The sequence below is a fragment of the Bradyrhizobium sp. CAR08 genome (genome assembly GCF_052871955.1).
In genome coordinates, this window is the sequence record NZ_JBIXJX010000004.1 from 375,839 (window position 1) to 401,227 (window position 25,389).

Annotated in this window: 19 protein-coding genes; 12 read left to right on the plus strand and 7 right to left on the minus strand. The window is 60.4% G+C overall.

The window, feature by feature from the left end; translation table 11 throughout:
• Complete coding sequence (locus ACIPUD_RS11995) at positions 1-1,869, minus strand: type VI secretion system Vgr family protein (protein ID WP_085348546.1); 1,869 nt, start codon at positions 1,867-1,869, stop codon at positions 1-3.
• A 348-nt stretch (positions 1,870-2,217) separates the two neighbouring features.
• On the opposite strand from ACIPUD_RS11995, the gene ACIPUD_RS12000 reads away from it, so the two are divergent.
• From ACIPUD_RS12000 to ACIPUD_RS12040, 9 genes are all read left to right on the plus strand, one after another.
• Complete coding sequence (locus ACIPUD_RS12000) at positions 2,218-3,531, plus strand: type VI secretion system protein TssA (RefSeq protein ID WP_162496526.1); 1,314 nt, start codon at positions 2,218-2,220, stop codon at positions 3,529-3,531.
• A 124-nt stretch (positions 3,532-3,655) separates the two neighbouring features.
• A complete protein-coding gene (gene tssB / locus ACIPUD_RS12005) occupies positions 3,656-4,183 on the plus strand; it encodes a type VI secretion system contractile sheath small subunit (RefSeq protein WP_026233414.1) in 528 nt (175 codons plus the stop codon).
• Positions 4,184-4,199: 16 nt separating this feature from the next.
• Positions 4,200-5,702 (plus strand): type VI secretion system contractile sheath large subunit, encoded by a 1,503-nt coding sequence (gene tssC / locus ACIPUD_RS12010; RefSeq protein WP_018457634.1) that lies wholly within the window; start codon positions 4,200-4,202, stop codon positions 5,700-5,702.
• Between the two features lie 49 nt (positions 5,703-5,751).
• Complete coding sequence (locus ACIPUD_RS12015; protein WP_018457635.1) at positions 5,752-6,237, plus strand: Hcp family type VI secretion system effector; 486 nt, start codon at positions 5,752-5,754, stop codon at positions 6,235-6,237.
• Positions 6,238-6,418: 181 nt separating this feature from the next.
• Entirely contained in the window at positions 6,419-6,967 is a 549-nt protein-coding gene (gene tssE, locus ACIPUD_RS12020) for a type VI secretion system baseplate subunit TssE (RefSeq protein WP_026233415.1), read from the plus strand.
• Position 6,968: 1 nt separating this feature from the next.
• The gene (tssF, locus tag ACIPUD_RS12025; protein ID WP_317246305.1) at positions 6,969-8,936 is read left to right on the plus strand and encodes a type VI secretion system baseplate subunit TssF; all 1,968 of its coding nucleotides are present in this window, start codon (positions 6,969-6,971) and stop codon (positions 8,934-8,936) included.
• Positions 8,900-9,964 carry a type VI secretion system baseplate subunit TssG gene (gene tssG / locus ACIPUD_RS12030; protein ID WP_018457638.1) on the plus strand — a complete coding sequence of 355 codons (1,065 nt, stop codon included), beginning with the start codon at positions 8,900-8,902 and terminating at the stop codon, positions 9,962-9,964. The genes tssF and tssG overlap by 37 nt, the downstream gene beginning before the upstream one ends.
• A gap of 97 nt (positions 9,965-10,061) precedes the next feature.
• Positions 10,062-12,701, plus strand: a complete 2,640-nt coding sequence (tssH, locus tag ACIPUD_RS12035) for a type VI secretion system ATPase TssH (protein WP_446480709.1) — start codon at positions 10,062-10,064, stop codon at positions 12,699-12,701.
• Between the two features lie 5 nt (positions 12,702-12,706).
• Complete coding sequence (locus ACIPUD_RS12040; protein ID WP_162496524.1) at positions 12,707-14,293, plus strand: class I SAM-dependent methyltransferase; 1,587 nt, start codon at positions 12,707-12,709, stop codon at positions 14,291-14,293.
• A 90-nt stretch (positions 14,294-14,383) separates the two neighbouring features.
• Here ACIPUD_RS12040 and ACIPUD_RS12045 read toward each other — a convergent pair whose 3' ends face one another.
• Complete coding sequence (locus ACIPUD_RS12045) at positions 14,384-14,992, minus strand: hypothetical protein (RefSeq protein ID WP_446480710.1); 609 nt, start codon at positions 14,990-14,992, stop codon at positions 14,384-14,386.
• Positions 14,993-15,226: 234 nt separating this feature from the next.
• Between ACIPUD_RS12045 and ACIPUD_RS12050 the strand changes: the two genes are divergently transcribed.
• The 3 genes from ACIPUD_RS12050 (at position 15,227) to ACIPUD_RS12060 (ending at position 19,638) form a co-directional block, all read left to right on the plus strand.
• Positions 15,227-16,105: a hypothetical protein gene (locus ACIPUD_RS12050; RefSeq protein WP_162496436.1), complete on the plus strand. Its 879-nt coding sequence runs from the start codon at positions 15,227-15,229 to the stop codon at positions 16,103-16,105.
• Between the two features lie 197 nt (positions 16,106-16,302).
• A complete protein-coding gene (locus ACIPUD_RS12055; protein WP_162496435.1) occupies positions 16,303-17,301 on the plus strand; it encodes a hypothetical protein in 999 nt (332 codons plus the stop codon).
• Between the two features lie 645 nt (positions 17,302-17,946).
• Entirely contained in the window at positions 17,947-19,638 is a 1,692-nt protein-coding gene (locus ACIPUD_RS12060) for an MASE4 domain-containing protein (protein ID WP_085348540.1), read from the plus strand.
• A gap of 41 nt (positions 19,639-19,679) precedes the next feature.
• On the opposite strand, the gene ACIPUD_RS12065 is transcribed toward ACIPUD_RS12060, so the two are convergent.
• The 5 genes from ACIPUD_RS12065 to ACIPUD_RS12085 all read right to left on the minus strand — a co-directional run bounded on the left by ACIPUD_RS12065 (position 19,680) and on the right by ACIPUD_RS12085 (position 25,284).
• The gene (locus tag ACIPUD_RS12065; RefSeq protein ID WP_446480711.1) at positions 19,680-20,009 is read right to left on the minus strand and encodes a hypothetical protein; all 330 of its coding nucleotides are present in this window, start codon (positions 20,007-20,009) and stop codon (positions 19,680-19,682) included.
• A 121-nt stretch (positions 20,010-20,130) separates the two neighbouring features.
• On the minus strand, positions 20,131-21,048 hold the full coding sequence (locus ACIPUD_RS12070; protein ID WP_446480712.1) for a DUF2950 domain-containing protein: 918 nt from the start codon (positions 21,046-21,048) through the stop codon (positions 20,131-20,133).
• Entirely contained in the window at positions 21,045-22,694 is a 1,650-nt protein-coding gene (locus ACIPUD_RS12075) for a DUF3300 domain-containing protein (protein ID WP_446480748.1), read from the minus strand. The genes ACIPUD_RS12070 and ACIPUD_RS12075 overlap by 4 nt, the downstream gene beginning before the upstream one ends.
• Before the next feature lie 104 nt (positions 22,695-22,798).
• A complete protein-coding gene (locus ACIPUD_RS12080; protein ID WP_446480713.1) occupies positions 22,799-23,791 on the minus strand; it encodes an ABC transporter substrate-binding protein in 993 nt (330 codons plus the stop codon).
• Between the two features lie 149 nt (positions 23,792-23,940).
• On the minus strand, positions 23,941-25,284 hold the full coding sequence (locus tag ACIPUD_RS12085; protein ID WP_085351236.1) for a TAXI family TRAP transporter solute-binding subunit: 1,344 nt from the start codon (positions 25,282-25,284) through the stop codon (positions 23,941-23,943).
• Between the last annotated feature and the right edge of the window lie 105 nt (positions 25,285-25,389).

Consider the following 25,389-nt stretch of genomic DNA (forward strand, 5'->3'; position numbering starts at 1 on the left):
TCAGCCGACAAGAGTTGGAGTGCCGTGAGCGACCAGCGGACCGCCGGCAGCAAGCGCCATGCCGGCCTGCGCTGTCATGGCGATCGTCGGCGCGTTGATGACGATGCCCGCCGGGGTCAGGATAATCTGGCTGGGACCAACCTGCAGGGTGATATTGGCGTTGGCGGTGAGCGTGATGCTGATGCCCGCATTGACAGACTGGTCCATGGCCAGCGTGATGTGTTGACCGCCCAATTCGATGTCGAGTTTGTCATTGCCTTTCTTGAGCGTGGTCTTGCGGGTATCGCCGCCGAATGCAGCTTCGCCGATGGTCCGTGTCTCGGTGTCCCGGACCGTCACGTCATGGTCCTTCTCGGCATGCACCGTGATCTTCTCGGACCCCTTCTTGTCCTCGAAGCTCCACTCGTTGAAGCCGCCGCCACCTTTGGTGGAGTCCGACTTCAAGCCGCCAATCGTCTTTTTCGACGGCAGATCGTAAGGCAGCTTGTATTCGTCGTTGTACACGGTGCCGATCACCAGGGGCCGGTCCGGATCCCCTTCCAGGAATTCGACAACGACTTCCTGCCCGACGCGTGGGATAATCTGACCGCCCCAGCGCTTGCCAGACCAAACCTGGGCGACGCGCAACCGGCACGACCGCTTCTTCTTGCGATCCCAGAAAAAGCGGACATAGATTTCGCCGAGCGACTCGACGTCGATTTCCTCGCTCGAATTGTCGTCTTTGGTCACTACCTTGGCAGTCTGGATGCCATTGATCCTTGGCTTCGGCGTCGTCATTGGCGCTCGAAACGGCCGATCGCTCGGCAGAAACTCGTAGCTGCCGAAATAGACGTGTTGCCCGGCGTCGCTCGGACCTCCGGTGCGATAAGATTCGATCGAGAACGAGTGCGTGGCTCGCACCACGAGATATTCCACGTTCTGCGAATCCTTGGAGTGCTTTTCAAGCTTCGTTAACCCACCGGGGAACAAGTTGACGGCGTCGCCGTTGCCGCGGCGCCTTCGGTCCATTGCCTGCTCGGCCTGGAGCTGGATCTTCGCGTAGCGCTCGCCGTCGGATTTTTCCTTGAACTTCCCTGGATAGTCGTAAAACTCCATCTCCGACCGGGTGTAGTGCTCGGAGCCCTTGGCGTCGCTGATCATCTGCGCGTTGGGCTTTTGATAGTTGTAGTCGTTAAGCTCGATCTTGCCGGTTCGAAACCGGCGCTCCGAGACCCATTCGTAGATATGCTGCTCGCCTCGACGATCTGCCCCCGTTAACGGGATATAGGGAATCGTAGCAAGACCGTTGATCGGGCTATGCGACGATTTGGAATCCGCCAACACCAGCGTATGTTTGCCGCCCTCGTGCTTGAAGAAGTAGTAGATGCCGTGCTGTTCCATCAGCCGGCACACGAAATTCATGTCAGTCTCGCGGTACTGAACGCAATATTCGAGCTTCGGACAGGACCCCTCTTCGGTCAGTTTGGATTCATAATCGGTGAAGCCGCGTTCGTTGAATACCTCCTTGATAATGTCGGGCGCTTTCTTGTCCTGAAAGATCCGGCAATCGGTGGTCCGCGACAACAGCCAAAACCAGGGCCTCAGCACGATCCGGTAGCTAAAATAGTCGTTCCTTACCCCGAGCCACTGGGCCTCCGTCAGAATGCCACTGAACTCGCGCTCCTTTTCATGCAGCTTTATGGTCAGCGTGCATTGCTGACCGATGGCTCGGTCGAAGTCGAGGTCGGCATCCTCACTGAGACACTCTATGCGATACTCGAACAGTTCGCTGAGACCTTCCGAGCCCTCGAATCCGGCAAAAACCAGAACGTCTTTGCCAAGAGGCGTCTTGAGTTCGCAGAGGCGGGTATCCTGAGTAAGCTGGCCCATGTGGGCTTAAACTCCCTCCTTCGATCGAATGACCCGCTGCAAAGAGCTGATCAGACGTATGCAAGATCCGCGGAAATCCTGCCCCGCCAATTGGCAGTACCGGCAAGTCCGCCCCGGGGCTGGCCTCCTGACGTTTCACGACAGCCGTCCAAAGAACCACCCTGGCCATCAAGTAGTCGGCTCCAAGAGCTTGCCGGTTCACGAGAAAATGGCATGATCTTCGGGAATGAACCAAGATCAGCAGGCATCTGACCCATAGGTATAGAATCGGATCATGCGCCCCGCGCGATCCCTTAGTCGTCACGGCTCGGCAGCGGGGCCGTGACCGAGCAGATGGACGATCCTCGCATGCTTGATGTCGCCTCCCTGACGCTGCCCATTACCGCTGACGATCCCTGCGGGCCGGATCTCGACGCCATCGGAGACGTCCAATATCTGAACTTCTTCGCAGGTGCGGAATCCCTGCTGCCAATGTCGTTCTTCGAGGTCGTCAATGCCAATGGGGAGCGTGGACGCTTCGATCCAAAGGCAGTCGATTTTGCCGGCCAATTTGCCGCTGCACAGCCCCTCCTGGCGCGTACCCGCGATCTGCGCCTAAACCTGCTGCTCGCGAAGTTTTCAATCCTCAACCGCGATCTCGACGGCTTTCTTAACTGCCTGAGGGCGACCAACTTGCTGCTGCGCGAGCAGTGGGAAGCGGTACATCCGAGGGGCGAGAACGGCGACTACGCGCTTCGGGCCGTCACGGTCGAAGCAATCGACGTGTTTCCGACCGTGATCAACCCGCTCCAGTTCCTCCCCCTGATCGAGAACCGCAGACACGGCAACCTCCACTACCGTGCCTATCAAATCGCGCAAGGCGAAATTCCCGCCGGCGATGCCGACGCCGACGGGCTCGATCTCGCGACTATCGAGCGCATCGTCAGCGAGACGGATCTCGATACTCTCAAGGCAATCAGCGCGCGGTGCTCCGCGGTCGCTGCTGAAATCGCAGGTATCAAGGCGACCTGGCGTGAGAAGATGAATTCGGGGCAACCTATCAGCCTCGACAGGCTCTCCGGCTTGGTTGACGGCATGGCTGCCTGGCTTGCGGGTCTTGTCGCATTGCGTGATCCGGTGGCGATTGCCGCAACTGCGGAAGATGCCGGTCCCGTCGATACGCAGGTGCCGTTGGACGCAACCACGATGTTTGCTTCATCTGCACAGGCGTCCGCAGCGCTCGGCGCAGCGGCCGCCTATTTTGCCCGAATGGAACCATCCAACCCGGCGCTCTTGCTGGTACGTCAAGCGCAGGAGATGGTCGGCAAATCATTTATTGAAGTGATGCGGATGCTGGTGCCGTCCCACGTGGAGAGCGCTGCCATCAACATCGGGCGGGACAAAGTCTTCGACCTGCCGATCGAACGGATGGCGGAGCTCGCGACCCCGCTCTCATCAACGACGGATGAGAGCGCCCAAGATATTGTTTTTTCGGTGGAAAATAGAGCGCAGGCCTTGGGTCTGCTGACGAAGGTGGCGTCGTTTTTCCGAACCACGGAGCCGTCCAGCCCGATCCCCTTTCTGGTCGATCGCGCGCGCGACCTCGCACAGCGGGATTTCCTCAGCCTTCTGAATGATGTCCTTCCTGAGGGCGCTCTCAAGACAATCGACAAATCGTATTGAACCACCTTTCTCTCGAAGGCACTAACTGGACATAAGAATGTTTTGCCGACCGCAAGTTGAGACGCCTTAGTCAATCTGCGTCGTGCAATTTGGCTTCTGATGCGATTTCGCAGGGAGGGGAACCATGGCTACTGACAGCGGTCAAAAATTCATTCGACGAAACCGCGCACCACGCGTGCACATAACATACGAGGATCCTTACGACGCCGAGCGGCTGATCGAGCTGCCGTTCGTCATGGGCGTCCTCTCCGACCTCTCCGGCAATAACCCCGGCATCGAGAAGTCGAAGGTCGAGGAGCGTAAGTTCCTCGAGTTCGATATGGACAATTTCGACAACCGCATGGCCGCAATCCAGCCCGGCGTGACGGCGCGCGTCGCCAATCGCCTCAGCGATGGTTCCGACGAAAAGATCTCGGTCAACTTGCGCTTCAACAAGATGGCAGACTTCACTCCGGTGGCAGTCGCCCGCCAGGTGCCGGCCACCGCCAAGCTGCTCGAGGCACGCGAACAACTCGCCAACCTGCTGCGCTACATGGACGGCAAGGTGGCCGCCGAGGACCAGCTAAAAAAACTTCTCGCCGATCCTCAACTGATGGCAGCGCTGCGGGAACGCGCGACAAGCCAGTCGAGCGAACCTGGCACCGAAAGCTAAGGAAGGAATGGGGACCATGGCAAAAGAAGCTGTTCACACAGAGAGCCCTACCCAAGTCAAAACCGTCGAAGCTGATGAGTTTGCCAGCCTGCTAAAGCAAAGCTTCAAACCGCGCACTGAACGTGCAGCGACCGAAGTCGAAAACGCCGTATCCACGCTCGTTCAAGAGGCGTTGAAGGACACAAGCGTCATAAAGTCGGACGTCCTCGACACCATCGAGGAGATGATCGCGCGGATCGACCAGAAGCTGACCGCGCAAATGAACGAGATTCTTCATACACCTGAGTTCCAAGCAATCGAAAGTGCGTGGCGCGGTCTCCACTACCTCGTCTTCAATTCCGAGACCGACGCCAACCTGAAAATCCGGGTGATGAACGTCTCAAAGAACGAGCTGTATCGAAATCTGCGGCTTTATCCCGATGCACGCTGGGACCAGAGCCCCCTTTTCAAGCAGATCTATGAGTATGAATTCGGCCAGCTGGGTGGCGAGCCTTTCGGCTGCCTGATCGGCGACTATTATTTCAGTCACCTCCCCACCGATGTGCAACTGCTCCGCGATCTCAGCAAGATCGCCGGCGCCGCACACGCCCCCTTCTTCAGCGGCGCCGAGCCGACGCTGATGGGAATGGACTCTTGGACCGAGCTGTCCAACCCTCGGGACATCGGCAAGGTGTTCGACACGCCGGAATATGCCGCATGGAAGGGACTGCGCGATCAGGACGACTCGCGCTATCTCGGCCTGTGCATGCCGCGCGCGCTCGGCCGCCTCCCCTACGGCGCGAAATCGGAGCCCGTGGAAGAGTTCGCCTTCGAAGAGGAGACGGACGGACACACCGGCGACAAATACGGCTGGATCAACGCCGCCTACGCAATGGCCGTCAACATCAACCGCGCCTTCAAGGAGTTTGGCTGGTGCACGCGCATCCGCGGTGTGCAGTCCGGCGGTGAAGTTATCAACCTGCCGACGCACACGTTCCCGACCGATGACGGCGGCGTCGACCTGAAATGCCCGACCGAGATCGCCATCAGCGATCGCCGTGAGCACGAACTTGCGAAGGCGGGCCTCATCCCGCTGATCCATCGCAAGAACACCGACAAGGCGGCGTTCATCGGCGCTCAGTCGCTCTACAAGCCGAAGAAGTATTTCGGCGAGAAAGGCGTGGATGCCACCGCCTCTGATAACCTGTCGTCACGACTGCCCTACATGTTCGCTGTGTCTCGCTTTGCGCACTATCTGAAGTGCATGGTTCGCGACAAGATCGGATCCATGAAGGAGAAGGATGAGCTGACGGTCTGGCTGCAGACCTGGATCAACGAGTACGTTGATGCCAATCCAGCCCTGTCGTCAGAAGCTCAGAAGGCGCGCAAGCCGCTGGCCGCTGCGAAGGTAGAGGTCATAGCAAACGAGGAGAACCCGGGATATTACAACGCGCGCTTCTTTCTTCGTCCACACTTTCAGTTGGAGGCGATGGACGTCGGCCTCAGTCTGGTTTCGCGCCTTCCCGGCCCCGGCTCCTGACGCCGCAGCATCGCAACCGTAACATGCAGAAATTTGAAAGGACTATGCTATGGCTGTCGACATTTTCCTGAAACTCGATCCGATTAAGGGCGAGTCGCTGGACGACAAGCACAAGGACGAAATCGATATTTTGAGCTGGTCTTTCGGCGAGAGCCAGTCAGGCACTTTCCACAGCGGTTCGGGCGGCGGTGCCGGTAAGGTCAGCATCCAGGACCTGCACTTCACGCACTTCGTCGACAAGGCCACGCCGGAGCTTTTCAAAGTCTGTGCGAACGGCAAGCACATTGATACGGCGATCCTCACGGTGCGCAAGGCGGGTGAAAATCCGCTGGAGTATCTCAAGATCGAGATGAAGCACATTCTGGTCACGAGTGTATCGACGGGCGGATCGCACGGCGAAGATCGCCTCACTGAAAACGTGAGTCTGAATTTCGCCAAGGTCAAGATGACGTACAAGACCCAGACGGAAAAAGGCGGCGCTGGAGCGGCGCCGGTGTTTGGCTGGGACGTTCCCGCCAACAAGGAATGGGCCTGATCGTCGGCTTCTGCTTGGCGTTGGTTGCGATTAGCTGAGCCGGCGCCGCACGGTGCGATTGCGTTGACGTCTCGGCGGGAGCGGTTACGAGCACGACCGCCTGCCGAGGCGACAACCATCCTAGAGACCAGCTGATGCTCCGCGAAAGGGCATAGCGGGCCCGGCATCTTGGGGAAGGTAAATGACCATTACTCCAAAGAGGGATCGTCTCTCTCCCCCGCTAATGCTGGCCTTTCGCTTGGCTCATGAAGCTCGCGATGCGCGCAAGAAGCTCAATTTGCGCGATGAATTCGGTGAACGGGTCATTGCCGGACGGCGTAGCGCCGGCCGCTTTCCGATCTCGGAAACGCTGTTGCGGCGGGAAATCTCTCATGACCTAGAAGCCCTTCTCAATACCATTGCTCTGGAATCGACTTTGGATCTGAGCGACCGGGATTGCGTCCGGAGATCGATCTTGAACTACGGCTTCCCCGATATCGCCCACCGCTCGATCGACGAGGTTACGGACGACGAACTCACCGACGCGTTGCGCGAGACGCTAGCGACCTACGAACCCAGACTCGACCGCAAGACGATTCGGGTTCGTCGCGACGGCTCGGTCGGCCCTGAGCAGCTGAAGCTGCGCTTCATCGTTCACGCCGACCTCAAAGCTGAGCCGCTCAACGTCCCCGTGGAATTTGTCGCCGACGTCGATCTCGACAGCGGCGACATCCAGATCAATCGACTTTAACATGAATCGCGAATTCCTCGATTTCTACAATCGTGAACTGTCATTGCTGTACGAGCAGGCGGGAGATTTCGCCGAAGAATATCCAGGTATCGCAGAGCGCCTCGGCGGCCTGATCCGAGACCGCTCGGACCCGATGATCACGGGACTGCTGGAAGGCGCTGCCTTTCTTGCCGCCCGCGTTCAACTCAAGCTCAAGCACGAGTTCCCCGAATTCACTGCAAACCTGCTCGAGCAACTGGTGCCGAACTATCTTGCGCCGACACCTTCGGCCATGCTGGTGACCGCACGGCCACCCTATGCCGACCCGGCGCTGCGTGACGGCAGGAAGATCGCGCGCGGCGCCTATTTCGACGCGACCTATCGCGAGAGAGAGCGAAGTCTTTCCTGCCGGTTTCGACTTTGCCGCGACATCGTGCTCTGGCCATTTGACGTCACAAGCGCCGAGTATTTCTCGACGGCGGGCGCTCTGCAGGCGCTCGGTATCCCGATCGGCAGTGACGTCATCGCGGGGCTGAGGCTATCGTTGACCCATCGTAGTGCGGCCCGGCTCGACGACGAGCCGCCGGACGCGGAGGCTCGGACCAAGCCGGAAACGTGGTTCGCAGGCTGCCGCGTGAGCGAGCTTCCGATCTACCTGTCCGGTGCCGAATCCGACGCCATCGCGCTTTACGAGCAGTTGATCTCGAATTGCACGGGGGTCTACTTCCGACATCTCGACGACTTCGGCGATCCGGTGGTGACTCGTGCCCCCCATGACAGCGTGCAGCAAATTGGTTTCGACGAGAATGAGTCTCTATTTCCTAACGATAACCGGATCTTTCGTGGCTCGGAATTGCTGCGTGAATATTTCATGTTTCCACGCAAGTTCCTCGGCATTACCCTCACCGGACTTCGCGGGGTGATGTCACGGCTGCGCAGCAAATCGATCGATATTGTCTTCGCATTCGATGAACACAGTTCACGATTGGCCGCCTCGGTGCGCCCCGAGACGTTCAGGCTCTATACCGCGCCGGCGATCAATCTGTTCGAGAAGACGAGTGATCGTATTCCGGTCAAGTCGAATACGCACGAGTACCATGTGGTGCCAGATCGCAGCCGCTATCTGGAATACGAACCGCACCAGGTGCTCGAAGTCTACGCACACCTTCCGGCAGAGAAGGATAAGCGGCCCGTGCGCCCGCTATATTCGGCCGCCGTCGACCGGAGCGGCGGGTCGGTCGACAGGCTTTATTTCACTGTGCGCCGCTTGCCGCGCCGCCGCACAGTGGAAGAAAAGACATACGGCGCCTCCTCAGACTACACCGGGACGGACATGTTCCTGTCACTGCTCGAGCCCGGTGAATTGAGCGGCAAAGGCTCTGTCGCCGAACTGAGCGTTCGGGCTCTCTGCTCCAATCGCCATCTCACGGAGCACTTGCCGGTCGGCCAGGGCGGCGCCGATTTTCGTTTGCTGGACGACACATCTCTCGATCTGATGTGCGTCGCCGGTCCGACGCCGCCGCGCGAACCGGTGGTGGCCCAATTGCGCAGCCGCAGCGAAATCGTCAACAGCGGCGTTGTCAGCTGGCGGCTCATCAACATGCTCAGCCTCAACTATCTTGGGCTCGTCGAGCGCGGTGGCGGCAAGAACGCCGGAGCGCTGCGCGAGATGCTGTCCTTGTTCGCCGACCAATTCGACGACGCCACGGAACGCAAGATCCGCGGCGTGCGCAGCATAGAAAGCCGCCCCATCGTGCGACGCGTGCGTGAGCGCACCGGCAGCGGCGCAGCACGTGGCTTGGAGATTATCGTCACACTCGACGAGAAGGCATTTGAGGGCAGCGGCGTGTTCTTGCTCGGGGCGATCCTGGAACGCTTCTTTGCCGACTATTCCGGCTTCAACACCTTCACCCAGACGGTCATCTCGACGCCGGAGCGCGGCGAGATCATGCGATGGCCGCCGCGCATGGGCACGCGGAGACCGCTATGACCCTGATCGACCAGATGAAGGCCGAGCCCTGGCGTTTCGATTTCTTCCATACGTTACGCCAGTTCGAGCGCGCCAACCCGGATCGACCGCGGATCGGTGACAGTGCCGCGCGCCGCGACGAATATGTCGACCTCGGCCAAGTGCCTTATCTGGAGTTTCCCGCCTCGAATCTCGCGGCCGTGGACGACCAGAGTGGCCGGCTCAGGATACTCGTCAAATTTCTCGGCCTCCTGGGCCCGCAGGGCGCCCTGCCCATTGCCACCACCGACGAAAGCCTCAGCTGGTGGCTGATGCGGGATGACGCTTTCCCGCGCTTTCTCGATCTGTTTAACGGGCGCTTCCTGCAACTCTTCTTTCGTGCCTGGGCCGACGCGCGCCCGATCGCGCAGCACGACCGCCCGGCGGACGATCGCTTCATTGCCTATGTCGGCTCCTTCGCCGGCTTGGGCACCGATGTTTTCGCCGATCGCGATACCGTTCCGGACATGGCGAAGCTCAGCTTCGCTGGACTGGTCGCGCCAAGGGCGAAGTGTGCATCACGGTTGACGCGATTCCTGCAAGGACTGTTCGAGGTCAAAGTCGAGATCGACGAATTCGTCGGCACTTGGCTCTCGTTCGACCCAAGTCACTGCAGCCGGCTCGGCGGAACGCATGCGAGGCTCGGTCAGGACGCCCTTCTGGGCTCGCGCGTGTTCAGCGTCGAGGACAAGATCAGAGTTCGGGTCTTTGTCAGAACATTTGCTCAGTACGAACAATTCCTGCCGACCGAAACACCCAACCTGTCGGAGCCACTGGCCGACGCCGTTTTCTTCTATGTCGGCGACGAATTGGAATGGGAGGTAGAGCTCGCCATTCCTGCCGGAGAGGTTGTACCGGTCAGGCTCGGACAAAGTGGTCGACTTGGATGGACTTCTTGGGTCTCGCCGAACTGGGCCTCCACAGAAGAGTATCGCCGCGATGCCCGCTTTCAGCTCGGGGAGCGATTGAGATCCCGCCGGAGCGCCGCAGCCAATGCCACGGCGATTTGAACCTATCCATAGTGCTCATCGCCTAATGCTATGGAATTTGAGGCCAATTCCGCATGATGACAAGCATCCGCGGAGGAGTTGAGCAGGAGGAGCCGCCGTGACCGACATCAGCATTGAAGCTGTAACGGGCAAGCTGAACCGGGCCGGCTATGATGCCTTCATACAGGCCCTGCGCCACGCAAAGAGCGCCGGCAATCGCAACGTCGAGCTTGCGCACTGGCTGTTTCATATTCTGCAGCAGGAGGGCAACGATCTCAGCCTCTCGGTCGATCACTACAAGCTCGACCGCGCGCGCTTATTGTCGGACCTGGCCGGCGTGATCAGCGGCTTTTCTAAGAACGAGACCGACATGCCGGGCGTCGCGAATTCGGTCATCGATCTGCTCGATCGCGGCTGGCACTATGCCACGCTCTTCTTTGGCGAGACCCAGATCCGCACCGGTCATCTGCTCGTTGCCGGCCTGAAATCGAACGATATTCGTCGCGCGCTGAACAACCTCTCGCGGGAATTTGCCAAGGTCAACGTCGACGCACTGGCGGCGGAACGCCGCGCTGTCTGGACCGGCTCCGAAGAGGAGACCATGCGGCCGATGGACGGATCGGGCCTGGTTGGCGCCGGCACGGAAGGCGCGGCCCAAGCTGGTCCGAAGGGCACGACGCCGCTCGACCGGTTCTCCCAGGACCTCACTGCCAAGGCTAAATCGGGCGAAATGGATCCGATTCTTGGCCGGGACGAAGAAATCCGCCAACTGATCGACGTGTTGATGCGTCGGCGGCAGAACAATCCAATTCTCACCGGCGAGGCTGGCGTCGGCAAGACCGCAGTTGTCGAAGGCTTTGCGCAGCGCATTGCCGCCGGCGACGTGCCGCCACCGCTGCGCAATGTAAGGCTCTGCGCACTCGACATCGGCCTGATGCAAGCCGGCGCCTCCATGAAGGGCGAGTTCGAGCAGCGCTTGCGGTCGGTGATCGACGAGGTCCAGAGCTCACCTACTCCCATCATCTTGTTCATCGATGAGGCCCACACACTCATCGGCGCCGGCGGCGCCGCCGGTACCGGCGATGCGGCCAATCTCCTGAAACCTCCCCTCGCCCGTGGCACGCTGCGTACGATCGCCGCCACCACATGGGCGGAATATCGCCAGTACATCGAGAAGGATCCCGCGCTCACCCGGCGCTTCCAGCCAATCCAGATCGATGAACCTGATGTGGAGACCTGCTGCATCATGCTTCGCGGACTTCTCGGTCCGATGGAAAAGCACCATGGCGTTCGCATTTCGGATGCTGCGATCGTCGCAGCAGTCAACCTGTCCCACCGATACATTCCTTCACGGCAGTTGCCGGACAAGGCGGTTAGCCTGCTTGATACAGCCTCGGCACGCGTAGCCATCAGCCAGAGCGCGACGCCGGCCTTGATCGAGGATGCACGCGTGGCGATTGCCGCTCGTGAAGCTGAGAGATCTGCGCTCGTCAGCGACGGCGACCTTGGGATAGAGGACAACGAGCGCATTGTCGCGATCGACAACGACATCGCCGCACTGAAAGACAAGCTGACGAACCTCGATGGCGATTGGGCGGTCGAGCAGGAGCTCATCAAGGACATCCGCAGCATTCGTGAAATCCTGTCCAGGCCCAAGGAAGGCGAAGATCCGGCTGCCAGGCGCGCGGAGCTGCGGGGCAAGTTCGACACACTTGAGACCATCAATCCGGAAAAGCGAATGGTCTATGCCCATGTAGACCAGCAGTCGGTGGCGTCCGTTGTCTCTGATTGGACCGGCATCCCGGTCGGCCGGATGATGCGCGACGAGATCGAAACCGTGCTGAAGCTACCGGAGATCCTCAACCGCCGCGTCGTCGGCCAGTCCCATGGGCTGACAATGATCGCCAAGCGAATTGAGACCAGCCGCGCTAAGCTGGACAACCCGTCGAAACCGATCGGCGTATTCATGCTGGCTGGCCCGTCCGGTGTGGGCAAGACCGAAACCGCCCTGGCGCTTGCTGAGACTCTTTATGGCGGCGAGCAAAACATGATTACGATCAACATGTCAGAGTTCCAGGAAGCGCACACCGTCTCGACCTTGAAAGGCGCACCTCCCGGGTATGTCGGCTATGGCGAAGGTGGGCGCCTCACCGAGGCCGTCCGGCGCAAGCCCTATAGCGTCATTCTGCTCGACGAGGTGGAGAAAGCTCATCCCGACGTCCATGAGATTTTCTTTCAGGTATTCGACAAAGGAACCATGGAGGACGGCAACGGGCGACGGATCGACTTCAAGAACACTTTGATCATCCTTACCACCAACGTCGGCACCGATATGATCATGGGCCTATCACGCGATCCAAAGTATCGCGACGAGCCGGAAGAGCTCGCCAGGATGCTAAGGCCGGAGTTGCTCAAGGTGTTCCCAGCGGCGCTGCTCGGACGCATCGTCTCGATACCGTACTTCCCGCTATCGGACGAGATGCTGTCCGGGATCGTGCGTTTGCAACTCGACCGCATCGGAAGGCGCCTTCGCGACAATCATAACGCGACCTTCGGTTATGACGACGCGGTCGTCGAGCACATTGTGTCGCGCTGCAACGACCCCGACTCCGGTGGGCGAATGATTGACAACATCATCACCAACACCCTGCTCCCCGAGCTGTCGCGCGAATTCCTCAGCAAGTCGCTCGCCAAGGAAGAGGTGAAGGAAGCACGTGTCTCGATCGACAACAACAAGTTCGCATATTCGTGGAATTGAGCACGATGAACATTCAAACCGAGCATCGTCACCCAAACATCGGTCCAACGCCATACGACGAGGTCTACTACCCGGGCCATGTTTATGGGCTTACTCATCCCAACCATCTTGCTACCATGGCCGCCGTTTACGGCATGCAGCCGGCGCCGGTCGAGCGTTGCCGGGTGCTGGAGCTTGGCTGCGGCGTCGGCGGCAACCTGTTGCCGATGGCCTTTCAATACCCGAACAGCGAATTCGTCGGTGTCGACCTGAGCGGCGTGACGATCGAGCGCGGTCAGAACAATGTCGCTACATTGGGCCTGGAGAACATCAAGCTTCTCCACTGCGACATCATGAATGTCGATGCAAGCTTCGGACGGTTCGACTACATCATCGCGCACGGCGTGTATTCCTGGGTGCCACCGGCGGTGCGCGAGAAGATGATGATGATCTTCAAACAGAACCTCGCGCCGCAGGGGGTCTGCTACGTCAGTTACAATGCGCACCCGTTCTCACATATGCGCGACATGGTCCGCGACATGATGCGGTATCACACCCGCCGCCTCACCGGCATGAAAGAAAAAGTAGGACAGGCCCGCGCAATCTTGAAGTTCTTGAGCGAGGGATCGAAGGCCAACTCGGTTCACGGCGCGATCATGCGCGATCAGTACAACCGCGTCCTCAAGGCGCCCGACGAGCTGTTGTTTCATGACGATCTCGACGAAGGCGCCGAGGCCTTCCTGCTGCACGAGGTTGTCGAGCTTGCAGGCTCTCATGGCTTGCAATATCTAAGCGACGCCGATTTCTCGCGACGCAATCTGGCGGGCTATTCCGAGGAGGTACGCGCGACGTTGCAACGCTTCCCGGAAACCGAGTTCATGGCACGCGATCAGTATCAGGACTTCATCGACGGTAACGGCTTTCGCCGTACCTTGCTCTGCCACGACAACGTCTCGCTCTCCCGCCAGACCGACCTCGATTTCGTCACCCGGTTCTATTTGCTGAGCACGACGAGCCCGGTTGATCCGGACGCCTGCGTAACGGACGATTCAGCGATGGAATTCGAAAATGAGGACGGTAGCAGGATCACGGTGACCAATTCGCTCTTGAAGGCGGCGCACCTATGCCTCGGCCGCGCTTGGCCTCGCGCGCTGTCATTTGACGAATTGCTCGATGGGGCGCGAGTGCTGCTTGGCGGCGGGCAGGCAGATGATGACCAAAAGGCGTTGACCGAGGCGATGTTTATCCTGGCTTGCAGCGGCGAGGTCTCGTTCCTGCTGTCGCGTCCCTTCTTATTGACGGAAGCGACCGAGCATCCGCAGGCGAGCCTGCTCGCGCGAAAACAAGCTCAAACAGGTCCGCTCGTCACCAATCTCCTCCACCAAACCGTGCAGTTGGAGGACGACCGAACCAGGGATTTCCTGCAATTGCTCGATGGTACGCGGACTATCGACCAGATCACGGCCGAAATGACCGAGAAATTCGGCCCGACCATCCAGGTAGATCAGAAGGATCGTGCCAGGAAGCCCGCCGAGCCGCTGCTGCTATCAACGCGAGAAAGCGTTCAACGCTCGCTTGCGATGGTCGGCAAGCTGGGCTTGCTAATCGCCTGACGCGCTCATGTGCGCCGGGCACCGTGGGAAGGAGTGGCGGAAGGAACCAGAAGATCTGCTACCTCCCGAAACAGGCGAGGTGCCCATCACTCAGCCATCGTGGGTGTACTGCTGGCCGAGCAGCCATCCGGTGAGAATACCACCGGGTCCGCTGGTATAGACCGGATGAAGGCCCACGCCGGCGCGCAGCATCCGCCATTCACTCTCGCCGACCCAGGGAATGCCAGGATCGCCCTTTTGGTATTGCGACAGTAACGTTTTGGCGACCTCAGCGGCATTGGCGTAAATCGGGCCGTTGGCCCAGCGCGGCCGCGGGAGGCCGGTCATGCCGCAATAGAGCGCCGTGCAGACGTACGCGGACGCCTCTTCGGCATTGGCGTCGAGGCCGGTACGCAACAGATCGTAGGCTGCATGCAGGCTCTCATGGACGATATAGGCTCCGTCCATCCGCCCCGCCGCCGACACGACCTCCAGCGTGTTCGCAGCGACCGCTGTGCCGTCCGCCCTGGTTCTCGCCACATCGTTATATTGTGCGGCAACGCCTGCCGCGAGATCCGTCGGAGCCCTGACGGTGACCCGCCCCAACCGGATCGCGCGGGCGACGTGATGGAACGTTTGCGGCGCAATCGTCACGTGGCTGCCGCGGATCGGAAATCGGAAACGAATGCGTGCTACCGCCGGCCCATTGAGTATATCCAATACCCTGCCTCGCAGTGACATCTGATCGTCCTCGCCGCTTAAAGTACCCCCTGCATAGTGGTCGCCGATTCCAGTTGGCGGGTTCAAACTGCATCGGTGCTGGGGCAATAGGGGTTTGACTCTTGCCGTAATTGGCATGGGGCGTTCGGTAACTTCATAGAACGAGCAGACATTGAACCCGAACCCGTTCGGGCGAGACCAATCTGAGGTGAGGATTGCCACGGAGGGCGCGCCATGACGACGACCGATCCGACGACGACCGACACTTACCGGAAGATCGCGGCGCGATTGACCATGCTGCGACCGCAGATCGATTTGAAGAATTACTTTGCCGGCGCCAACCCGAATGTGCGCCTTTATGACGAGAAGCCCTACATCCGACACCAACTCGAGAAGTATGGTGTCGCTGCCGCGACGACCACGCTCGACGGCGTCACCTTCCTGCCCAAGGACTGGGAAGAGCTGATCAAGAAGCTGCGCATTGCCAAGACGACGGACGGATTCGACGCATTCGCCGAAGGGCAAAGCCCGGAAAAGGCGTCGCATTGGGCTCTCGATCTGTCGATGGCGGCAACGATCGGCAAGGGGTTTCGGGAGATCTGGCGCCCAAAGCTGTCCGACAAGCCACTCTCAACGCGGGATCTCCCGGGCCGGCACGGCTTCGGGCTCGGACGCGACCGCGGACAATGGAGCGATGCCTACAGCTCGCAATTCGGCAAAGACCCGCAGCCCCAGGACATCACCTCGCTGCATTTCGCAGTAGCACCCGACCGGGTGAACGTGCACATCGACGAAACAGGCTTCGTGTTCGAGGGCGTGGACGGTGCCCTTACGGTCGGGCCGAACTTCATGCACCACGCCGGCAATGAGCTGTTCTGGAAGAGCAACTCACATGTGCCGCGTTGGGCGGCCGAACACATCGACTTGATATTGCCGAACAGCGCGAACGACTTTTCGCGCGTGGGCGTTTCGGTCGACATGTACCAGCGCAAAGATCTGCGCGTCACGGTCACCGGCTCCTGCGGAATTTTCGGCGGTTTCGAGTGCTCCGGAACCGTGAGCGTCAGCGGCACGCATGACCTGCTAGGCTCGAGGTCAAAAGGCCGGCGCTAAAGCGGAGATTGCTGGTTCGATTGTCCACGCCTCCAAGCTACAAATGAGGCTCCTCCCTAGCCTACCTGTTCGGGGCCCGAATGAATGGAACCATCGAACCGCCTCAAGGTAACGGCGACCAATGAATATTGGTGGCAAGAGTAGTTCTGCAGGACTCAGCAAGGGAGGTCCTTACATTGCCGAACCAGGAAAGACCCTTGAGGCCTGTCGTCGAAAGCTACGTACCGCCAGCGGGAACGCGACATGCGGTGGCGGCAGGCGAGACCTGGATATCCCTCGCCAAGCGGATCGGCATCGATCCATGGGACCTCATCGAGTTCAATTTTCCGGGCATCAAGCTCGTCAAACAGCGCGATTTCCAACAAGCCACAAGGCAGGTGAACTGGTACCTAGCCGAGTATGTAGGCTGCCGCGCGATATCGCCCGACCGCCAGAATTTTGCGTTTTCTTCCGGTACGACCGGCGGGAAAGGTGGATGGAAAGGCGGCTTCATCTATCTACCGCCAGGTACGCCGCCTCCCCCGCCGATTGCGCCCATTCCACCGGTTGCGCCCACACCAGTGGCCCCGATCCCACCGGCATGTGAAGGAAGCCGACCCGACTTCGCCCGCGTGCTGGACGTCAGCGAACGGGATTTCGCGCGCAACGTCTTTGGCCCGACCCTGCCGCCGTGGGAGACGATCGCGATTACCAACGGCCTGGGAGCAGGCGGAAGACCGTGGACGAACGACGGACCGTTCTTTAGAGGAAGCAATCCCATGGTGCCGAGCATGCGGTATGCCATCAATCTTGGCAATGTCGCGTTCAGTAACCTGGCATCTCCTAGCCCCACCTTCGGCCTCCTGTGCGACAACTTCGGTCGAATTTGCGACCTCTTCGTGCACGAAATGACCCATGTGTGGCAGGCGTTCAACGATTCGAACTGGACGATGGCGCGCTCCTTCTGGGCGCAGACAATCGGTGCCGGCTACGAGTACACGCCCGGCGACTCCTGGGACTCATACAACGTCGAGCAACAGGCACACATCGTTGAAGATTGGCACAAATACAAAATCAGTTTGCCGATGCTTGCCGAGGAACGCTATCCGTACGTCCGGCTCGTGATCCGATCTGGACGCCTCACTTTTCCTCGCGGGCTGGATCTAGCGGCATTGAAAAAGGACCTTCAAGATCTGCGCGCAAGGCACCTGGAGTAGGTGCGCCGCAAGGGAGTGGTCGGGAGCTTACTCAAGTGATGCACCAACACGCCGATAATTCGACGCGGTGCGGTAGCGCATTCTTCCTCTCTCCGAGAGTAGTTTTACGACTTGTCCAGCGTGCTGGTCAGCTTCATAGCGCAAGCACACGGAGAAGAATTGCGCGGCCGCCATGCGACAGGCAATCGACGTCCTGGCAGACCGTTTTCTGCGTCGCTAGCGCGCGGCGCATAGCTCGCGACAACCGCGGTCAGAATAGCCTGGGCTCGACGTACAATTTGCTCGCCCTCGCAGCCGCCAACGAAATCCAGACCGCAAAATCATCGATCGAGGTTCAAATCTACACTAAGCAAACTCGACACCAGCACATTGCCCCGCATGGCGAATTTCCGGTGTGTTGCCGGGCTCAACCGGCGAGCAACGATCCGGATGATTATCCCGGCGCGGTGAACCGGCGCGACACTATTGTGGATTAAGGTTGGGGAAAGCTTTAGCAAGCTTCGCACAGTCCTTGCAGGATTCCGGTGTATACGCGGCGCAAAGCTTCATGATCGTTCGTCGGAGAGGCTTCAACCTGGTCTGCCCTTACGGGCTTTCAACGGGCGTGGGGACGAGTAAGATGCTGTCTCGTGGCACGGAGGCGGCATGAGCCAGCGCAAGTTCATGGGACTTGTCGGCGGTGCGACAGCATCAGGGCCGGGCATTGCGCTAGCGAGCCAGCGATCAGCCAACGCAGCCGCCGAGCCCGCTTACGATGATGAGCAAGAATTCCCACTGATCATCGCGAACATCCCCGCAACCCCTCGTCAAAAGGCCTGGGCGGTGGGTGTCGCCGTCTTGCTCATCGTCCTTGCAGCGGTCATCGCGCCGTTCGCCCGGATCCAATTGGGCCAGATTAATGGTTTCGTTCCAGTGTTGCAGACCGCGTTGGCCTTGGCCGAGTTCATCACGGCGGCCCTGCTGTTCGCTCAATTTTCGATCCAACCTCAGCAGGCACTTCTCGCGCTCGCAAGTGGATACGTTTTCAGCGGATCGTTCGCATTTTTGCAAACGCTCGCGTTTCCGAACGGATACGCTTCAGCGGGTGTCATTGGGGATGGACTGAACAGCCCCGCTTGGCTTTACGTGCTTTGGCACACAACCTTCCCCGCGGCGATCCTTGGCTACGGGTTCACGAAGGATCAGTCGACCGCCGGCAGACCAAGCAGACCTGCAATAGCGGCGATCGCAACAGCTATCGGCTGCATCGCCACCGTGGCAGGACTGACGTGGATGGTTACCGCGAAAGCCGAATTTCTCCCCAGCTTCTACGTCAACGATGTCAGGCATCAGACCCCCCTCGGCAATCAGGTGAACCTGATACTCTTGCTATGGAATATGACTGCTCTCACCGTCTTGTTTGTGCGGATGCGCACCATTCTTGACCTCTGGCTAATGGTGACTTTGCTCGCCTACTTGCCCAATTTCCTGGTGGCGATCATCGGCAGCTCGGTTCGATTCACCATCGGTTGGTATGCAGCACGCGGCTTTGTTCTCGTCGGCAGCTGCATGTTGCTGACCGTATTGCTCATCGAAACGATTTATATCTATTCGCGCCTCGCCAGCGTCACTGCCCTGCAGCGACGCGAAAGAGCGAACCGGCTTCTCAGCATCGACGCGGTCACTGGCGCACTCGCCCATGAGCTGAGATCGCCATTGGGGGCCATCTCGCTCAATGCAGCGACAGGGCTCAGCCACCTGCGAGCTGCCTCCCCTGAACTGGAGGATCTCGAGAACATCCTCTGCGATATCGAAGCGGACGGCAACCGCGCTGCCGACATCATATCGACTATTCGCGAGATGACGATCAAAACGGCGCACGGCGGCGCTTCGACAAACGTCGAGGATGTCGCAGAGCTTGCGCTGAGACTGTTGAAGCACGATCTCCAGGCCAACGGAGTATCCGTAGCTACTGAATTTCAGGGCAACATTCCTCCAGCCGCCATGGATGGCACTGAGCTTCAGCAGATTGTCTTGAACCTCTGCAAGAATGCGATCGACGCAATGAGCTCGGTCCCCGCCAATCAACGACAGCTCCGTATCAAAACCAGGCTTGATGATGGCACAACGGTCTATTTGTCCGTTGAAGATTCCGGCACCGGCGTCTCACCAGGCGATCAAGAGCGCATCTTCGACCCGTTTTTCACGACGAAACAAGAGGGTATGGGATTGGGGCTCGCCATCTCCTCCAACCTGGCTGCAAGGTGTGGAGGAAAGCTGAGGTTAGTCAAATCGGCCGTCAAGGGCTCCGTTTTCGAACTGGCAATGCCCATCTCCGGTCCCGCTTCGGCGCAATGACGATGCGGGACCGTCACGACCGTTCCGCATTTCGCTTGCGCTCACTTCAGAGAGATCATGATCGTGCTGAGGTTGGCAGCAAACTCCAGCCCAGCCTTTGGTCCCTGCAGCACCATCGTGACGCCTTTGTCGTTGCGCAGCTGGACGCCATTGATGCCGCCGGCTAGGGCAGCCCCGCCCCCAACCGAGCTGTACGTGCCGGCAAAGTCGCTGATCTCACGAATGCCCGAAGCCCAGCCCTCGAGCCGACCGAAGCCGGCGCCGACGGTAACTCCCAGGCTCAAGCCGCTGACGCGGAACGGATAGTTGCGGCCGCGATAGGTGAGCACGCCTTTCCCGGCGCCGCCGCCCACCAGCAGCCCGGCCTTCATGATCTTGACCCGAACCTGACCCGAGGCCTGCGCAAAGATGGGCGTCGTGGGGACAATGAATGCGATGAGCGAGAGGGCCGCAAGGCGCCCACGGAGCCGACGCAGTATCCCCGTCCGTCGCTCAGGGTTTTGCACCATCGACCTTCTTCCAGGTCTGGTCCGGGTCGAATGCGGTGATACGGGAAGCGAGGACCTTGGTTCGAGGCCCGAGATCCTTCTGGTAGACAACGCCCCCATGGTTGACCAGGAAGGTCATCACGCCCGAATTGCCGTACTCGGCAGGCCAGGCGATGAGCGCGAAACCTCCGATCATCTTGCCGTTGACGACATAGTTCAGCGCGCCGCCTGGCGTGTTCGATCCCTGCCCCTTCAGGATGCGGAAATAGTAGCCATGATAGGGCGCCGGACCCTCCTCGGGCTTGTAGCCTTCGGCCGAAGCCTGCGCCGCCAATGCACCGAGCGGGCTCTGGTCGTTGTCGTCGCGCCAGAACAGTCCATCCTTCCTGCCGGCACTGCTGACGATGCGCTGTGCGTAGACGCCAATACCCTCACCGCGATCCTTCTCGGCGTATTCGTTCTCGGCATCGACAAAGGCGAGACTGGTCTGGATGGCGTCGAGCTCATTGCGGCCGATGCGGCGATACAGCACCTCAATGCGGCCTTCGGCGGTATCGAATTCCCAGCCGGTCCTGCTGTTGACGAGCGGTATCGGGAACGGAAAGTCGTCCGGACCCAACATCAGTGTCGCCTTCTTGTTACCCTCCGCCTTGATCGAATGCTTGGCCTCATACATCGAGGTGAAGCGTTGCCGGATATCGGCATCGGCGACCTCGTCGCCGGACGAGACGATGTCCTCGGCAGCGCTGCCGAGCACTTTGAGGATAGCCCGTTCCGGTCCGCTCTTGACCGCCGAGGCGAGCGCCGCCGCTGCATCCTCCGGTGTCGGGTACGATTGCTGCGCCCGGGATGGCGAACTCATGAGCGCGAGCGCCATGATGGCCGGCAGCGCAACGCGATGAAGCGACTTGAAGCTTATCATGGCATCACCTGCACAGGAATCGTCGCGCCGCCGGCGAGCCAATCCCGATACGTACGGAATTTTAGACCGAGCTTCTCGTAATAGACCCGAAGATAACCATCGGCTCCGCGGGTAACGGCTTCTGGCTTCACCTCCTGGACTTCCTGCGCAATGACCCCGACATAGGCCTTGTCGCTGCCGATATAGCTGAAGCGGTAGTAGCCAAGGCCGTTTGCCAGGTGACCGAGTAGAACGACATCGTGCTTGAGCGCGATGTCGGAGCGGCGCCCGCCGCCGCCACCGCCCCGGCCGCCGCCGCCGCCCTGGAATCCGCCACCGCCACCACCACGACCGGCGAAGCTCGCGCCGCCACCGCCGCCACGCGGTCCCATGCTCGCCATGCTGGCGTGACCTCGGGCCGATGCTGCGGCCGCCCAGCGGCCAGACGATACGTTCAGCGCACTCCCGCCGCGAGGGCTGCCGCCAGCTCGGTTCGCGGCCTTTGCACCGCCGCCGCCCTTGGTCCCGGCGTTCTTGGCGCCCGCGTTTTTGGCACCCGCGTTTTTGGCACCAGCCGCCTTGCCCGCGCGATCGCCGCCACCTTTGGCGCGATCGCCTCCGGTCTTGGCGCGATCCCCGGCGCCTTGACGGTCGCCACCTCGGTCGCCAGCACGATCTCCCGCACGGTCACCGGCGCGATCTGCGCCACCAGGCCGATCCTGTCCCGGCTTCTGCTGTCCATCGCGGCCGCGGAAATCCATCCGGTCGGCGGCGCCGGCCTTCAGATTGCTATTGCCGAAGCGCTGCTGAACGTTGGCGTTGTTGTACCGCACCCCTTGGCGATGCGAGGGATTGTGCTGCCAGCCATTTCCGATATTCGTGGTCCGGTGATTGATATAGACGTTGCGGTTGCCCCAGTTGCAGCCGCCGCCCCAATAATTGCCCCAGCGACCGATGGCCCAGGCCGTGCCGAAGGCGAGACCTGCCGCGACGACGCCTGCGCCGATGTAGGACGGGTAGCCGAAGTAATATGGTGGATATTCGGTATAGGGCCACGTGCCGTAGACCGTCGCAGGCTCGTAGTACGGCACGTACATCGTATCGGGCACCGCCGGTTCGATCACGACCACCTGCCTGCTTTCCTCGGTCTTGACGCTCACCTTCTGCTGCTTGGTGGTCACTAGCTTCTTGTTGTCATAAGCCTTGGTCCGCAGCCGCTGGACCGCATCCATCACATCCGGTTGCTGCGCGAGCATGGCGTCGCCCAGCGCCTTGGTCCAGTCGAGCTTGTCGCTCATCATGGCCAGGACCTCGGCGGTCGAGGCCAGCGCCTTGATGCTGTCATCCCAAGCCTGCTTCTCGACTTCTGTCTTCAGCGCATCACCCTTCAGAGTCTTGCGCTCCTTCAGCCAGCGATCGGCCTGGACGACTTCCAGAGGATAGGTGGAAGCGGCCAGCACGTTGGCAAGCAACTCGTCGGGATAGAGCGCGATCGGTGCGACCAGAGCTTCGAGCTGCTCCGGTTTCAGAAGCTCTGCGGCTTGCGCGGGGGGATTTGCCTGCGGTGGGCTGGAGGCCGGCGCCTTATCTGCGGTCTGCGCCGCCGCCGCCAGCGGAATCGCGATCACGAGCGCAAGCGCCATCAAGGTCCTGCCGCAGCAAAACATCAGATCCTCCATACACATGTCCGGCAATCATCAGACCCGAGAGCTGGCGTTTGTTGATCGAGATCAACGAAACGCTGCCTCATCCTCCGCGACGCCCGAGCAAGCTAGTCGATCAGCTCAGCCTCCATCAGCAATCGTTCCGGGATCGCCAGCCCAAGCGCGTGGACGGCTCTCACGTTGATAACGAGATCAAACCTTGTGGCGAATTGCACCGGAAGACTGCGGACCTCGGCGCCGCGAAGGATGCGAGCGACATAGCCAGCGCCGTCCCGAAACTGTTGCGTCAGGTCGGCGCCATAAGACATCAGCCCGCCATTCACAGCATAGAAGCGGACGGCGAAGATCGCCGGCACGCGGCGCTGGGCCAGCAACGGGATTGCCATGGCGCTCTGTGTACTGAAGAAACCGCCATCCGGCAGCACGACGAGCCCGCTGCCATTCCGCGCCGCCGTCTCGATGACCCCCGCGATCTCGGCGCCGCTGCGGACGGAGGCGCCGGTAACCGTCATGCGCAGGCGACTTTCCACCTGGTGTGCGGCCTGAAGATAAAGGGGCGCATATGGCGCGGTCTCAGGATTGTACAGAAGCATCGCACTGCTCATGCTGGGCACCATGTCCTTCAACAGGCTCAGCCATTTCCCGCTCATAGCATGCTCGTAAAGCGAGAAGCCGGTAAGATTGCTGGTCGGCCTTGCCAGATCGACGACGAGGCCTGTCCCGACCGGATCCGAGAACCCGACAAAGATGATCGGAATGACCTGCGTTGCAGCCCGCAGCGCCCGTGTCGTCGCCGTGCTGGTCGCAAACAGCACGTCGGGTCCGGTGGCAACAAGTTCGCGAGCTTCACGTTCCTGCCATGTCGGATTGGAGCCCGGCCAGCGCACATCGAGTCGGTAGTTTTGATTGGCGATCCAGCCGAGGTCCGCGAGACCCTGCTGAAAGGCATTGACGCGCATCTGAGCGCCGCCATCGCCCACCAAATTGCCAGTCAGCACGCCGACCGACGGCATCGGCCGCGGTGCCCCGTCCTGAGCGTGCGCGAAAACCGGACAAGCGGCTGCAGCCCCGACCAAGGCCATGAACTCACGACGCTTCATTGCCCGTCCGCTATCCCCCGAATGTCCCGCACCTTTCGCATGACGCGATTGCTGAAGGAAACGGGGTTGGCGGCCAGAGGGTTTGATCAAGATCAAGGTCGCTGAGCTTGGGTTCGGCCGTGCTTCGACTTGGTCTGGAGTGACCACCGTCAGGTGCGGTCAACTGGCTGACCGAGCGCTTGCTCATGTCCGTTCGCGGACAGCAGGATCCGACGGTCGTGAATCAGGCTCTGAAGACGATGCGCAGCGACATTCAATGTCGTGACATCGAGCGCATTCTCGTCTCCTGCAGCGGCCTTGGCGCGCTGGCCCTGGAGCACCCGGTCGATCTCGACCTCGATATCGGACAGTTCGGCCTCCGCCTCCGTCCTGCGTATCCGCGCGCCCAGCGCATACAGCAAGTCCAGGCCCCGTTCGTCTTTAGAAGGATCACGCACCTGAAGGAATTTCCAAGCCGCCGCCAATATGGAGATGAGGCCGCCGAAAATCATGGGCGCGAGGAAGATCGCGTTACCCCATTCGTCCAGAAAGCTCTGCTGCGTTCCGTTGTAGAATGCTGCGGCGCCATGATGAACCGGGAGGAAGGCGTCCGAATCCGTGCTGGGTGCGGTCATTTGCGAGAGGATCGGCAATTCGCCGAGCAGGTCCCTGCGCGCCTTCATCAGCGCGTCGGCCAGGCTGCCCGCCACCTCTGCGCTGAGCTGCTTTTGCGCGACCACATAGAACGACACCCGCAGCGTGGTGAGATCCTCGCTCGGGACAGGCGGCGAACCGCGCAGCGTGCCCTTCGGGACATCGAAGCTTTCATAGGCGCGCTGCTTTTCAGCGATGGCACCAGCCGCCTCGACGGGAAGGAGGACCGGCGCGGTCTTCGGCGTCTGCAGAAAGAGGCCGCGCAAGAGGGCCAGATACTTCTCGGCAAGAGGAACGACGATCAGAATCGCCCGTACCTCCTTGGCATCGAGTGCCCGCCGCGCGTCTGCCGGTTGGAGATTGCGGAATGTCACGTTGGCGCGTCCAAGGCCGTATTCGTCGCTGAGGACGTCGACGACCTTGCGATTCATCTCGCCGCCGATCACGCCGACGCTGGTGCGCTTCAGACCAGCGATTTCGGTAATGGAGGAGCCCGGGGGCGCAACCAGCAGGACAACGGCGTGGGCGAGAACCACGATAGCCTGCGCCTGCGACAGATCGCCGACGTCGCCCCGGACGACAGCAAGCTCGACCTTTTCGGCCGCAAACTGCTCGGCAGCATCAACCGCGTTGGTCGTTTCCACCATCCTGAGCCGGACCGGGGCGTTCACCACGGCAAGCCGGCTCGCCAGTGCCGAGACCAGACGCGCGGCCTCACCGTCCAGCGATCCGACGGCGATGGTTAGCGTCGTCGGGCGGGAATACCAGTGGTAGCCGAACAGGCCAGCTCCAACCACGAGCACGACAGCGCTGGCGACAATAAAGGAACGAAGCCAGATCGGCATTTTTGCGGGGACCATGTGGCGCTCATAGTGAATATGCGCTGGGTGGTCGGACTGGCTCATGACGCCAGACCGGCTCAACTGAGGCGCATCGCTGAACCGAAGTGCGATTCAGACCAAAGC